Here is a 14,095-nt window from a genome sequence, read left to right on the forward strand (position 1 = left end):
CTCAGCCCTGCGCGTCGCTGGTGGTCATCACGGTGTAGAAGATCCACGACAAGAGCAGGATGATGAGGAAGTAGATGATCGAGAGGGCTGCGGCGGGGCCGAGATCGAACTGGCCGATCGCCATCTTGACGAGATCGATCGACAGGAAGGTCGTCGAGTTGCCCGGACCGCCGCCGGTGACGACGAAGGGTTCCGTATAGATCATGAAGCTGTCCATGAAGCGCAGCAGGAAGGCAATCAAGAGCACCCGCTTCATCTTCGGCAGCTGTATGTAGCGGAACACGGACCAGCGCGAGGCGCCGTCGATCTTGGCGGCCTGGTAATAGGCATCCGGGATCGACACGAGGCCGGCATAGCAGAGCAGCACGACGAGGCTCGTCCAGTGCCAGACGTCCATGATGATCAGCGTCACCCAGGCGTCGAGCGGGTTTTGCACGTAGTTGTAGTTGATGCCGAGCGTGGCGAGCGTGCGGCCGAGCAGGCCGATGTCGACCCGGCCGAAGACCTGCCAGATGGTGCCGACGACGTTCCACGGGATCAACAGCGGCAGCGCCATCAGCACCAGGCAGATCGGCACGCCGATCCCCTTCTTCGGCATGTTGAGAGCGATCACGATGCCGAGCGGGATCTCGATCGCCAGGATGATCGCCGAGAAGACCAGGTTGCGGGTCAGCGCATCCCAGAAGCGATCGGATTCGAGCACGTCCATGAACCAGTCGGTGCCGGCCCAGAAGAATTCGTTGTTGCCGAAGGTGTCCTGTACCGAATAGTTGACGACGGTCATCAGCGGGATCACCGCCGAGAAGGCGACGAGCACCAGAACCGGCAGGACCATGAACCAGGCCTTGTTGTTCCAGGTCTTTTCCATGTCAGGCCTCCTCGCCGATGCGCCAGGAATCGGCGTAGATATTGATTGCCTTCGGGTCGAAGGTGACGCGCGGTTCGGCGGGGATCTCGCCGTCCTCGTCGACGATGATCGAGATCGGCCGGTCGGCGAAGCGGGCGCGGACGATCTTGTGGCGGCCGATATCCTCGACCTTGGTGATCGCCACCGGCATGCCCTCGCGGCCGAGCGAGATGAATTCCGGCCGAATGCCGAGCTCGGTCTTGGCGCCGGGCGCCACCTGCGGCTTGAAATTAAGGGCGATGCTCTCGCCGCCGACCGCTGCCCTGTTGCCGGCGATCTCGGCCGGCAGGACGTTCATGCCCGGCGAGCCAATGAAATAGCCGACGAAGGTGTGGCGCGGACGCTCGAAGAGCTCGGCCGGCGTGCCGATCTGGACGATCTGGCCGTCATACATGACGACGACCTTGTCGGCGAAGGTGAGCGCCTCGGTCTGGTCGTGGGTGACATAGACCATGGTGAAGCCGAACTGCTTGTGCAGGCGCTTGATCTGCGAGCGCAGTACCCATTTCATCTCGGGATCGATGACGGTCAGCGGCTCGTCGAACAGGATGGCGCTGACGTCGGAGCGCACCAGGCCGCGGCCGAGCGAGATCTTCTGCTTCTGGTCGGCGGTCAGCCCCCGCGCGGTCTTGTTCGCCCAGCCGCCGAGGCCGGTCATCTCGATGATCTCCTTGACGCGGTGGTCGACCTCGGCCTCCGGCACATGGCGGTTGCGCAAGGGGAAGGCGAGATTGTCGTAGACGGTCATGGTGTCGTAGATGACCGGAAACTGGAACACCTGGGCGATGTTGCGATGCTGTGTCGTCAGCTGCGTCACGTCGGTGCCGTCGAACAGGATGCGGCCTTCCGACGGGTTGATCAGCCCCGAAATGATGTTGAGCAGCGTGGTCTTGCCGCAGCCGGAAGGACCGAGCAGCGCATAGGCGCCGCCGTCGTTCCATTCGTGATGGACTTCCTTCAGCGCGTAGTCGGCTTCCGACTTGGGCTTGGCGCCATAGGCGTGGCGGATATGTTCGAGATTGATGCGTGCCATGGTCTCCTCCCAGCGCCTCCCTTTACGCGGTCCCGCCGGTCGCCCGGCCGTCCGGCCCGAAGGCCATCAGGTGGCGGGTGTCGACGAAGACCTCGAGGGTCGCGTCCGGTTCGATGTCGTGAATGCCGGGCGCCAGCATGACCCAGCGCGCATCGGCGAAGCCGACGTGAATAAAGCTTTCCGACCCGGCGATCTCGGAAATCGCCGTCTTGACGGTGAGCGGATTGCCACTGCCGTCGGGGTGGTCGAGAGAGATGTGGTGCGGCTGGAAGGCGACCGTGCACGGCCCATCGGCAACAGCCGCGAGATGCGCGGGAACGGAAAGCACCGGCTTACCTTCGAGCGTGAAATGGGAGCCGGCTTTCACCAGCGCGATCGTGTTGAGCGGCGGATCGGCGAAGGTGCGGGCGGTGACGATGTCCACCGGGCGGCGGTAGACGTCGATGGTGCTGCCGAACTGGGTGATGCGGCCCTCGCTCAAGGCGGCGGTATTGCCACCGAGCAGCAGCGCTTCCGAAGGTTCCGTCGTCGCATAGACGAAGATCGCGCCGGAAGCCGCGAAGATCTTCGGCAGTTCCTCGCGCAGTTCCTCGCGCAGCTTGTAGTCGAGATTGGCGAGCGGCTCGTCGAGCAGCACCAGGTCGGCATTCTTGACGATGGCGCGGGCAAGCGCGGTGCGCTGCTGCTGGCCGCCGGAGAGATTGAGCGGCGTGCGGTCGAGATAGGGGGTGAGCTTCAGGAGCTCGGCGGCCTTGCGGACCTCCCGGTCGATTGTGGCGTTGTCGACACCCTTGATCCGCATCGGCGAGGCAATGTTGTCGTAGACCGTCATCGCCGGATAGTTGATGAACTGCTGGTAAACCATGGCGACGGAGCGCTGCTGGACCCGCACGCCGGTGACGTCGGCGCCGTCGAAATGGATCGAACCGGAGGCCGGTTTGTCGAGGCCAGCCATCAGCCGCATCAGCGACGTCTTGCCGGACAGCGTCGGGCCGAGCAGCACGTTGAGCGACCCGCGCTCCAGCACAAGGTCGGTCGGGTGGATATGCGTTTCCCCGCCCACGACCTTGGATATGTTCTTCATTGCAAGCATCGAATTCTCCACCCAGCCATCGGCATTTCAGTTGCAGGACATCAGGCGGCGGCGCTGGCCGCGTCCCGCATGTATTCCTCCAGCTCCGCTACTTCCGCCCGCGACAGCTTCAGTCCCAGCTTTGTCCGGCGCCAAAGCACGTCCTCCGCACGCAATGCCCATTCCTGTGCGATGAGCCAATCGACCTCGGCCGCATAGAGATCGGCTCCGAAGCGCCTTCCGAGATCGGCCTCGCTTGCGGCATTGTCGAGAAGCTGCTTCGCGCGCGTGCCATACAGGCGCACCAGTCGGCGGGCATGCGAAGCCGCCAGAAAGGGATAGTGCGCTTTCAATTTGGAGACCTCGGCATCGTAACCCGCAGCCGGAAAATCGCCGCCCGGCAGATGCGATCCGGCCGTCCACTTGCCGCCCTTGGCCCCGATCGCTTCACCGATCTTATCGAGTGCCGCTTCGGCCAGCCGCCGGTAGGTCGTGAGCTTGCCGCCGAAGATATTGAGGAGCGGCGCCTGGCCGGTCTGGCCTTCGAGACGCAGCACATAGTCGCGCGTCGCCTCCTGCGCCTTGCTTGCCCCGTCGTCATAGAGCGGGCGGACCGCCGAATAGGTCCAGACAATGTCGTCCTTAGTCACCGGATCGCTGAAATACTCACTCGCCGATCTGCAGAGATAATCGATCTCTGCGTCGCTGATGCGCACCTCGGCCGGATTGCCGGTGAAATCCCGGTCGGTGGTGCCTATCAGGGTGAAATCGTCTTGGTAGGGAATGGCGAACATGATCCGTCCGTCCGGGTTCTGGAAGAAATAGGCGCGCGGATCGTCGAACTTCTTCCTCAGGACGATGTGGCTGCCCTGGACCAGGCGGACATTGTGGACGTCGTTCTTGCCGATCGCATCGGCGAGCACTCGGTCGACCCAGGGGCCGGTGGCATTGACGAGCAGACGGGCGCGCACCGTTTCGCGCTTGCCGGTAAGCGCGTCCTCGGTTTCGACCACCCAGCGGCCGTCGCCGCGGCGGGCCGATACGACGCGGGTGCGGGCCATGATCCTTGCGCCGCGATCGGCGGCATCGCGGGCGTTCAGCACCACCAGCCGGGCATCGTCGACCCAGCCGTCGGAATATTCGAAGGCCTTGACGAAGAGGCGCTTCAGCGGCGCGGCGGCCGGATCGCGGGTCATGTCCAGCGTGCTCGTCGCCGGCAGCAGCTTGCGGCCGCCGATATGGTCGTAAAGAAAGAGGCCGAGGCGGATCAGCCAAGCCGGCCGCAGGCCGCCCTTGTGATAGGGTAGAACGAAGCGCATCGGCCAGATGACATGCGGCGCCATTGCCCAGAGCACCTCGCGCTCCATCAGCGCCTCGCGCACCAGCCGGAACTCGTAATGCTCGAGATAGCGCAGGCCGCCATGAATGAGCTTGGTGGAGCCGGACGAGGTGCCGGAGGCGAAGTCGTCCATTTCGGCAAGGGCGACCGAATATCCCCGGCCGACCGCATCACGCGCAATGCCGCATCCGTTGATGCCGCCGCCTATGACAAAGACGTCGAAGATTGCCTGCTCTGACACCGCGATTGCCCCTCCACTTTTCGCAATGCACAAATTTATGTCATCGCGAAAGTGAAGGCAGTTAAAATGAAAACATTTCGAATGTCAAACGAATGTTTCCCGAATCTCGCCGCAGCCCGCCGGCGCGCTCAAGCCTCGGTTTCGACCAGCTTGACCCCTTGCTCGGAACAGATCTTGCGAACGTTTTCAATGATGCACCGGTCGGTGATGAAGGTCTGGACCTGGGAGATATGGCCGATCCGCACAGGCGCGGTGCGTTCGAACTTCGTGGAATCGGACACGAGGATGACGTGCCGGGCGTTGGCGATGATCGCCTGTGCGACTTTCACCTCGCGATAGTCGAAATCGAGAAGCGCGCCGTCGTGGTCGATCGCGGAGGCGCCGATGACCGCGAAATCGACCTTAAACTGCCTGATGAAATCGACCGCCGCCTCGCCGACGATGCCGCCGTCCGAACCGCGCACGACGCCGCCGGCGATCACCACCTCGATCGAGGGGAAGACCCGCAACCGATTGGCGACATTGATATTGTTGGTGATGACCATCAGTTCCTTGTGGTCGAGAAGCGCTTCTCCGACCGCTTCGGTGGTGGTGCCGATATTGATGAAGAGCGAGGCGTTGTCGGGGATGAGGGCGGCGGCGGCTCGGCCGATGGCCTGTTTCTCCGACGCGGCGATCTGGCGGCGCGCGTCGTATTTCACGTTCTCCTTGCCGCTCGGAAAGATCGCGCCGCCATGGATGCGGTTCAGGACCCGGGCATCGCAGAGGTCGTTCAGGTCCTTGCGGATCGTCTGCGGCGTCACCGAGAAACGCTGCGCGAGTTCCTCGACGAGCACCCGGCCTTCGGCCTTGGCCAGTTCCAGGATCTCCGCTTGCCGTCCGCTGAGATACATGCTTCGCTCCCTCTGCTTTCGTTTGCTTTCATAATATGCAAAAACGAAAGCAGCGCAATTTCAGAATCAGCGCTTGGTTGCGGTTTGGCAGTTCGACTGCAGCAATCGCCGCGGCCAACCATTGCAATCCGTCATGCGATGCGCCAGCGTGGTTTTCCAAGAGGGAGGTAGGCAACCCATGTATCATCCGGCCTTGTTCAAGGGCATGAATGTGGTGGTGACCGGCGCCGGCCGGGGCATTGGTCTCGAGGTTGCGCGGGAGTTCCTCGATTGCGGTGCGCGCGTGCTGGTCCATGTCGGCCGGACGCTTTCCGATGTCCGCCCCGATTTTCTCGACCTGGCGGCGGGGGAGGGCAGGGCGTTTCTCGCGGCGGCGGATTTTCTCGTCCCGCGGGGCGTCAAGTCCCTTGCCGACGAGGTGAGGAGCCGTTTCGACAGCCTCGACGTTCTCGTCAACAATGCCGGCACGATGGTCGGCCGCTTTCCGGCTGCTGATTTGACCGACGACGAATACCGGACGATCGTCCAGCTCAATCAGACCTCGGTCGTGGAGATGACCCGGGCGATGCTGCCGCTCCTACGCAAGGGCGCGCATCCGGCGATCGTCAATACGGTGTCGATCTCGGCGCGCTCCGGCGGCAGCGCCGGTTCGTCGATCTATTCCGCTACAAAGGCCTTCATCGCCACCTATTCCAAGGCGTTGGCGCGCGAACTGGCACCGGAAGGCATCCGCGTCAATTGCGTCTCGCCCGGCACGATCACCACCGATTTCCACGAGCGCTATTCGACGCCCGACAAGCTGGAGGCGACGCGCAGGTCGATTCCGCTCGGACGGCTCGGAACCGCCGAGGATTGCGCCCCTGCCTATCTCTTCCTCGCCTCGCATGCGCTTTCCGGCTATATCACCGGCCAGGTGCTGGAGGTGAATGGTGGGCAGTTGATCTGCTAGGAGTTGCGCGAGTCGTGCGCGGTTCCGCCCCTCATCCGCCTGCCGGCACCTTCTTCCCGCATGCGGAGAGAAGGGATATGCCGCGCCGTTGAGGTCCCTCTTTCCCGCACTCAGGGAGAAGGAGCAAGCGGCTTCGGCGCGTGGCAGAAGGGACAAGCCGGGCGATTCCGGTCCCCTCTCCCCGCGTGCGGGGAGAGGGCTAGGGTGAGGGGCTGTCGCCAGCAGCAATTTCTAAGGGCGAGAAATGATCGACAAACTGGAATTCTTCCTCGTCCTTGCCCGCGAACGGCATTTTGGTCGCGCGGCGGAAGAGTGCGGCGTGACGCAGCCGACGCTGTCGGCGGCGATCCGCCAGCTCGAGGACCAGCTCGGCGTCATTCTCGTCAATCGCGGCTCGCGCTTTCAGGGGCTGACGCCGGAGGGCCAGCGGGTGCTGGAATGGGCGCGGCGGATCGTCGGCGATACGCGCACCATGCGCGAGGAGATGCGCGCGGCGCGCAAGGGCCTTTCCGGCCACATCCGCCTCGCCGCCATCCCGACGACGCTTTCCATGGTGCCGCTCATCACCGCTCCCTTTCAGGAGAAGCATCCCGACGTCACCTTTTCGGTACTTTCGACCACGTCGCTGCAGATCCTGGCGCTGCTCGAAAATCTCGAGATCGACGCGGGACTGACCTATCTGGAGAACGAACCGCTCGGCCGCGTCACTAGCGTGCCGCTTCAGATCGAGCAATATCATCTGGTTACCGCCGCCGAGAGCCCGCTTTCCGATCGCGAAAGCGTGACCTGGAAGGAAGTTAGCAGTATTCGGCTTTGTCTATTGACGGCCGACATGCAGAACCGGCGCATCATCAATCAGCATTTTGCCGAAGCCGGCGCGGTGGCGAGCCCAACGCTCGAATCGAACTCGATGATCGTCCTCTTTTCACACGTAAGGACAGGACGCTGGGCGAGCATCATGCCTCATAACGTCGCGAAATCCTTCGGGTTTCCTCAGGATATCCGGTTGATTCCGATCGTCGAGCCGGACGTGCGCCACACGGTCGGCCTGGTGGCGACCTATCGTGAGCCGTTTACGCCATTGGTCTCGGCCTTGCTGCACGAGGCACGCATGCTCAGCGAGCGCAATGCCGTTTAATAGATTTTTTCTATCGATCGACGGAACAGCATTATTGACCCTTCTGCCCTTAAGCGCGAAGCTTATTGCCTGTCGCAGAGGCGAAGAGGCTCCGATCTCTGCAACAGCCTATGAAATCTGGCGTGGCGGTCCAAGCAAGACCTCGATGCGCTGCGAGCCGGGAGGGCTCTTCGGGTGAATATTCATCTGCCGCGCGCAGACGTGACCGAGCGCACGCTGGCGATCGTCGGCGAACTCAAGGGGCTGGAAGGCCCGCTTCTGCCGATCCTGCACGAGATCCAGGACGAGTTCGGCTATGTGCCGCAGGAATGCCTGCCGGTGATCGCCCGCGAACTCAACCTGTCGCGTGCCGAAGTCTACGGCGTCGTCACCTTCTACCACGATTTCCGCGAGCACCCGGCCGGACGGCATGTGTTGAAACTCTGTCGTGCCGAGGCCTGTCAGTCGATGGGCGGCGATCGGCTTGCCGAGCGCGCCAAGGCGCTGCTCGGCATCGATTTCCACGAGACGACGCCGGACGGCGCCGTGACGCTCGAACCGGTCTACTGTCTCGGGCTCTGTTCCTGCTCGCCGTCGGCGATGCTCGATGGCGAGGTGCATGCGCGGCTTGACGATGCGGAGCTCGAGGCGCTGGTCGCGGAGGCACGCCGATGACCGTGAAGATCTACATTCCACGCGATGCCGCAGCGATTGCCCTTGGCGCCGAAAAGGTGGCGGCAGCAATGGCCGAGGCGGTCGCGGCGCGCGGCCTCGACGCAACGATCATCCGCAACGGCTCGCGGGGCATGCACTGGCTTGAACCGCTAGTCGAGGTCGAAACCGCCGAGGGGCGCATTGGCTACGGTCCGGTGAGGGCCCGCGACGTCGCCTCGCTCCTCGATGCCGGGTTCATCTCGGGCGACGCGCATCCGCTCTGCCTCGGCAAGACGGAAGAGATCCCCTTCCTCAAGAACCAGACGCGGCTGACCTTCGCGCGCTGCGGAGTCATCGATCCCCTGTCGCTCGACGACTATCGCGCCCATGGGGGGCTGTGCGGTCTTCAGAAGTCCGTCTCGCTGGCGCCGGCGGCGATCGTCGCCGAAGTTACCGAAAGCGGCCTGCGCGGTCGCGGTGGTGCCGGCTTCCCGACCGGCATCAAATGGAAGACCGTCCTCGAAACGGCGGGGCCGCAAAAATACATCGTCTGCAATGCCGACGAGGGCGACAGCGGTACCTTCGCCGACCGGATGATTATGGAGGGCGACCCCTTCGTGCTTATCGAGGGCATGGCAATCGCCGGCATCGCAACAGGCGCCACCAAGGGTTACGTCTACACCCGCTCAGAATATCCGCATGCGATCGCGGCGATGAGCGCTGCGATCGAGGTCGCGCGCGCCGCCGGCGTGCTCGGCACCTCCGTTCTCGGTTCGGCGCATGCCTTCGACATGGAAGTCAGGACCGGCGCCGGCGCCTATGTCTGCGGCGAGGAGACGTCGCTGTTGAACAGTCTCGAGGGCAAGCGCGGGCTGGTGCGCGCCAAGCCGCCGCTGCCGGCCCACAAGGGTCTGTTCGATTGCCCGACGGTCATCAACAACGTCATCTCGCTCGCTTCGGTGCCGGTGATTCTCGAGAAGGGCGCCGCCTACTACCGCGATTTCGGCATGGGCCGCTCGCGCGGTACGATCCCGATCCAGATCGCCGGCAACGTCAAGCATGCCGGCCTCTACGAGACGGCGTTCGGCCTGACTCTCGGTGAGATCGTTGACGCGATCGGAGGCGGCACGGCAAGCGGCCGACCGGTTAAAGCGGTGCAGGTCGGCGGTCCGCTCGGCGCCTATTTCCCGCGGGCGCTGTTCGATACGCCGTTCGATTACGAGGCCTTCGCGGCGAAAGATGGGCTGATCGGCCATGCCGGCATCGTGGTTTTCGACGACACGGCCGACATGCTGAAGCAGGCGCGCTTCGCCATGGAGTTCTGCGCCGTAGAGAGCTGCGGTAAGTGCACGCCCTGCCGCATCGGCTCAACCCGCGGTGTCGAGGTGGCGGACAAGATCGCTGCCGGCATCGAACCGGAGAAGAACCGCGAACTGCTCGCCGATCTCTGCAACACGATGAAGTTCGGCTCGCTCTGCGCCCTCGGCGGCTTCACGCCCTATCCGGTGATGAGCGCCATGACACATTTCCCGGAGGATTTCGAGCCCGCGCCGGTGGTGGAGGCTGCGGAATGATGAACGCGGCGAACACCCCCCTCTGGCCTGCCGGGCATCTCCCCCACAAGGGGGGACATCGACTCGCGGCTGGCCGCCCGCTCCCGCCAAAACGATTCTGCGGGTGGAATTCTCCGGTGTGGATGCAGAACGTGCCACATCCATTCTCCCCCCTTATGGGGGAGATGCCCGGGAAAGCAGAGGGGGGCGAGCCCTCGCTGAACGCAATTTCTCAGGAGGCCCAGAATGTCTCTCGTTCATGAAATCAATTACGGCACTCCTGCTTCCAAGTCCGAAAAGCTGGTGACGCTGTCGATCGACGGGCAGGAGATCACCGTGCCAGAAGGCACGTCGATCATGCGGGCGGCGATGGAAGCGGGCATCGAGGTGCCGAAGCTCTGCGCTTCGGACATGATGGATGCCTTCGGCTCCTGCCGCCTCTGTCTAGTCGAGATCGAGGGCCGGGCCGGCATGCCGGCTTCCTGCACGACGCCAGTCGCACAGGGCATCAGCGTCTCGACCCAGACGCAGCGCCTCAAGGACGTTCGTCGCGGCGTTATGGAACTCTATATTTCCGACCACCCCCTCGACTGCCTCACCTGTGCGGCCAATGGCGATTGCGAGCTGCAGGACATGGCCGGCGCCGTCGGCCTGCGCGACGTGCGCTATGGCTATGACGGGTCCAACCACGTCAAGGCGCGCAACAACGGCGAGATCAATCGCCAATGGGCGCCGAAGGACGAATCCAACCCCTATTTCACCTTCGATCCGGCGAAATGCATCGTCTGCTCGCGGTGCGTGCGCGCCTGCGAGGAAGTGCAGGGCACCTTCGCGCTGACGATCAGCGGCCGCGGTTTCGATTCGCGCGTTTCCGCCGGCATGAGCGAGGATTTCGTCTCCTCGGAATGCGTCTCCTGCGGCGCCTGCGTGCAGGCCTGCCCGACGGCGACGCTGACGGAAAAGTCGGTGATCGAGATCGGCCAGCCGGAGCATTCGGTCGTGACCACCTGCGCCTACTGCGGCGTCGGCTGCTCCTTCAAGGCGGAGATGCGCGGCGAGGAGCTGGTGCGCATGGTGCCGTGGAAGGACGGCCAGGCGAACCGCGGCCATTCCTGCGTCAAGGGCCGCTTCGCCTATGGCTATTCCAGCCACAAGGACCGCATCCTCAATCCGATGATCCGCGACAAGATCAGCGATCCCTGGCGCGAGGTGACCTGGGAGGAGGCCTATGCCCATGTGGCTTCCGAGTTCCGCCGCATCCAGTACCAGTACGGCCGCGATTCGGTCGGCGGCATCACCTCGTCGCGCTGCACCAACGAGGAGACCTATCTGGTGCAGAAGCTGGTGCGCGCCGGTTTCGGCAACAACAATGTCGATACCTGCGCCCGCGTCTGCCATTCGCCGACCGGCTACGGCCTCAACCAGACCTTCGGCACCTCCGCCGGCACGCAGAATTTCGACAGCGTCGAGCACACCGACGTCGCGATCATCATCGGCGCCAACCCGACCGACGGTCACCCGGTCTTTGCCTCGCGGCTGAAGAAGCGGCTGCGCGAGGGCGCCAAGCTGATCGTCATCGACCCGCGCCGGATCGACCTCGTCCGCTCGGCCCATGTCGAAGCCTCGTACCACTTGCCGATCAAGCCGGGCACAAACGTCGCCATCCTGACGGCACTCGCCCATGTCATCGTCACCGAGGGCCTTGCCGATGAAGCCTTCATTCGCGAGCGCTGCGACTGGTCGGAATTCGAGGACTGGGCCGCCTTCGTGGCCGAGCCCTATCACAGCCCGGAAGCGACCGAGGCCCATACCGGCGTCCCGGCTGAACTGGTGCGCGGTGCAGCGCGCCTTTACGCCACCGGCGGCAATGGCGCCATCTATTACGGTCTCGGCGTCACCGAGCATAGCCAGGGCTCGACCACGGTGATGGCGATCGCCAACCTCGCCATGGTGACCGGCAACATCGGCCGGCCGGGTGTCGGCGTCAACCCGCTGCGCGGCCAGAACAACGTGCAGGGCTCCTGCGACATGGGCTCCTTCCCGCACGAACTGCCAGGTTACCGGCACATATCCGACGACGCCACGCGCGAAACCTTCGAGAAGCTCTGGGGCGTGACACTCAACAACGAGCCGGGTCTGCGCATCCCGAACATGCTCGACGCGGCGGTCGACGGCACCTTCAAGGGCATCTACATCCAGGGCGAGGACATCCTGCAGTCGGATCCGGACACCAAGCATGTGGCCGCCGGCCTCGCGGCAATGGAATGCGTCGTGGTGCAGGACCTCTTCCTCAACGAGACGGCCAACTACGCGCATGTCTTCCTGCCGGGCTCGACCTTCCTCGAAAAGGACGGCACCTTCACCAATGCCGAGCGCCGTATCAACCGCGTGCGCAAGGTGATGCGGCCGAAGAACGGCTATGCCGACTGGGAGGTGACGCAGAAGCTCGCCCAGGCGATGGGATTGGACTGGAACTATGGTCATCCGTCCGAGATCATGGACGAGATCGCCGCAACGACGCCGACATTCGCGCTCGTCTCCTATGACTATCTCGACAAGATGGGCTCGGTGCAGTGGCCCTGCAACGAAAAGGCGCCGCTCGGCTCGCCGATCATGCATGTCGACGGCTTCGTGCGCGGCAAGGGCAAGTTCATCCGTACCGAATATGTGGCGACCGACGAGAAGACCGGCCCGCGCTTCCCACTGCTGCTCACCACCGGCCGTATTCTCAGCCACTACAATGTCGGCGCCCAGACGCGGCGTACCGACAATGTCGTCTGGCACCCGGAGGACCGGCTGGAGATCCACCCGCACGATGCGGAGCAGCGCGGCATCCGCGACGGCGACTGGGTCCGGCTTGCCAGCCGCTCGGGCGACACGACGCTCCGGGCGCTGATCACCGACCGCGTCGCGCCGGGCGTCGTCTACACCACCTTCCATCACCCGACGACGCAGGCGAACGTCATCACGACCGACTTCTCCGACTGGGCGACCAACTGCCCGGAATACAAGGTGACGGCGGTGCAGGTCTCGCCCTCGAACGGTCCGACCGACTGGCAGCTCGACTATGACGAGCAGGCCCGCCAATCGCGGCGGATTGCCGGCAAGCTGGAGGCAGCGGAGTAGGAAGCGCGATGGCAGGAAAACGACGCCCGCCTCCCATAGCCGCCACCGTCGGCGCGGCGGAAAGGAGCCGCTTCACGACGACGGCGAAGGTTCCGGAAGTGGCGCGGCGGGCGGGCGTGCTCGTCTCGCAATCGCGCCTCGTGCCGGAGGAGACGGCGATCGCGCTCACCTATGGCGGCTCGACGCATGCGGTGATGATGGCAACGCCCGCCGATCTCGAGGATTTCGCCGTCGGCTTCAGCCTGACCGAAGGCATCATCACCGACCCGGACCAGATCGACGACGTCGAGGTCATCGCCGAGGACAAGGGCATCGACCTGCAGATTCGCCTCCGGGACGAGCAGAACGAGGCGTTGCGCCTGCGCCGCCGCCATATGGCGGGGCCTGTCGGCTGCGGCCTTTGCGGTATCGAATCGATCGAGCAGGCGGTTCGGACGACGCCGGATGTTTCCGGTTCGTCGCTGCGGCTTTCCGATGAGGATGTCGTCCGCGCCGTCGGGATGCTCAACGGTCAGCAGCCCCTGCACCTAGAAACGCGCGCCGTTCATGGTGCTGCCTTTTACGTGCCGGGCCGGGGGCTGATAGCGGTTCGCGAGGATGTCGGCCGCCACAATGCGCTCGACAAGCTGACGGGGGCCGCCGCGCTGGCCGGCTTCAGGGGCGACCAAGGCGCCGTCGTCGTCACCTCGCGGGTCTCCGTCGAGATGGTGCAGAAGACGGCGATCACCGGAAGCCCGGTGATCATTGCCATTTCGGCGCCGACGGCGCTTGCCATCCGCACGGCGGAGCAGGCCGGCATGACGCTGATCGCGCTGGTGCGCGGCGACGAGTTCGAAATTTTCACCCACCCCGAGCGCTTGGAGCGGGACGAGGAGGAGCGGGCGCCGTTCTCCCCGCGCGCCTCTCGCTCTGAACCATTTTGAGAGAAGCGGAGCTGTCGCCGATGTCTGCAAGTACCAACGCCAAGCTCATCTACATGGCGAACCAGATTGCCACCTTCTTTCAGAGTCAACCGGCGCATGAGGCGGCGCAGGGCGTGGCGACGCATATCAACAAATACTGGGAGTCGCGGATGCGTCGCAAGCTGTTCGAGCACATCGAGCACGGCGGCGAGGGATTGAACCCGCTGGTGCTGGAAGCAGCACCGAAGATCCGGAAGCCGGAAGCAGCGTAGGCCAACAGCAATGTCAGGCATTTAACCGGCAAGGGAA

12 protein-coding genes are annotated in these 14,095 nt (G+C 64.0%); 7 read left to right on the top strand and 5 right to left on the bottom strand.

Features of this window, described 5'->3' with window-relative positions:
- Position 1 precedes the first annotated feature (1 nt).
- The 5 genes from CO656_RS13995 to CO656_RS14015 all read right to left on the bottom strand — a co-directional run bounded on the left by CO656_RS13995 (position 2) and on the right by CO656_RS14015 (position 5,485).
- Entirely contained in the window at positions 2 to 868 is an 867-nt protein-coding gene (locus tag CO656_RS13995; protein ID WP_037417699.1) for a sugar ABC transporter permease, read from the bottom strand.
- Position 869: 1 nt separating this feature from the next.
- Positions 870 to 1,940 carry an ABC transporter ATP-binding protein gene (locus CO656_RS14000; protein ID WP_097526175.1) on the bottom strand — a complete coding sequence of 357 codons (1,071 nt, stop codon included), beginning with the start codon at positions 1,938 to 1,940 and terminating at the stop codon, positions 870 to 872.
- A 22-nt stretch (positions 1,941 to 1,962) separates the two neighbouring features.
- Positions 1,963 to 3,033: an ABC transporter ATP-binding protein gene (locus CO656_RS14005; RefSeq protein ID WP_037417693.1), complete on the bottom strand. Its 1,071-nt coding sequence runs from the start codon at positions 3,031 to 3,033 to the stop codon at positions 1,963 to 1,965.
- 41 nt (positions 3,034 to 3,074) lie between these two features.
- Positions 3,075 to 4,592, bottom strand: a complete 1,518-nt coding sequence (glpD, locus tag CO656_RS14010; protein ID WP_097526176.1) for a glycerol-3-phosphate dehydrogenase — start codon at positions 4,590 to 4,592, stop codon at positions 3,075 to 3,077.
- A 128-nt stretch (positions 4,593 to 4,720) separates the two neighbouring features.
- Positions 4,721 to 5,485, bottom strand: a complete 765-nt coding sequence (locus CO656_RS14015; protein ID WP_037417687.1) for a DeoR/GlpR family DNA-binding transcription regulator — start codon at positions 5,483 to 5,485, stop codon at positions 4,721 to 4,723.
- A 178-nt stretch (positions 5,486 to 5,663) separates the two neighbouring features.
- Here CO656_RS14015 and CO656_RS14020 point away from each other — a divergent pair, with 178 nt between their 5' ends.
- The 7 genes from CO656_RS14020 to CO656_RS14055 all read left to right on the top strand — a co-directional run bounded on the left by CO656_RS14020 (position 5,664) and on the right by CO656_RS14055 (position 14,058).
- Positions 5,664 to 6,434, top strand: coding sequence for an SDR family oxidoreductase (locus tag CO656_RS14020; RefSeq protein WP_097526177.1), 771 nt, complete (start codon positions 5,664 to 5,666; stop codon positions 6,432 to 6,434).
- 244 nt (positions 6,435 to 6,678) lie between these two features.
- Positions 6,679 to 7,572 (top strand): LysR family transcriptional regulator, encoded by an 894-nt coding sequence (locus CO656_RS14025; protein WP_097526178.1) that lies wholly within the window; start codon positions 6,679 to 6,681, stop codon positions 7,570 to 7,572.
- A gap of 174 nt (positions 7,573 to 7,746) precedes the next feature.
- Positions 7,747 to 8,226: a formate dehydrogenase subunit gamma gene (locus tag CO656_RS14030; protein ID WP_097526179.1), complete on the top strand. Its 480-nt coding sequence runs from the start codon at positions 7,747 to 7,749 to the stop codon at positions 8,224 to 8,226.
- Positions 8,223 to 9,779 carry an NADH-quinone oxidoreductase subunit NuoF gene (locus CO656_RS14035; protein ID WP_097526180.1) on the top strand — a complete coding sequence of 519 codons (1,557 nt, stop codon included), beginning with the start codon at positions 8,223 to 8,225 and terminating at the stop codon, positions 9,777 to 9,779. The genes CO656_RS14030 and CO656_RS14035 overlap by 4 nt, the downstream gene beginning before the upstream one ends.
- Positions 9,780 to 10,004: 225 nt before the next feature.
- A complete protein-coding gene (gene fdhF / locus CO656_RS14045) occupies positions 10,005 to 12,884 on the top strand; it encodes a formate dehydrogenase subunit alpha (RefSeq protein WP_097526182.1) in 2,880 nt (959 codons plus the stop codon).
- Positions 12,885 to 12,892: 8 nt separating this feature from the next.
- Positions 12,893 to 13,807, top strand: a complete 915-nt coding sequence (gene fdhD, locus CO656_RS14050; RefSeq protein WP_095678014.1) for a formate dehydrogenase accessory sulfurtransferase FdhD — start codon at positions 12,893 to 12,895, stop codon at positions 13,805 to 13,807.
- Between the two features lie 20 nt (positions 13,808 to 13,827).
- Positions 13,828 to 14,058 (top strand): formate dehydrogenase subunit delta, encoded by a 231-nt coding sequence (locus tag CO656_RS14055; protein WP_037417624.1) that lies wholly within the window; start codon positions 13,828 to 13,830, stop codon positions 14,056 to 14,058.
- The last annotated feature ends 37 nt before the right edge of the window (positions 14,059 to 14,095 follow it).

The sequence above is a fragment of the Sinorhizobium sp. FG01 genome (genome assembly GCF_002531875.1).
GTDB classification, from domain to species: Bacteria; Pseudomonadota; Alphaproteobacteria; order Rhizobiales; family Rhizobiaceae; genus Sinorhizobium; species Sinorhizobium fredii_C.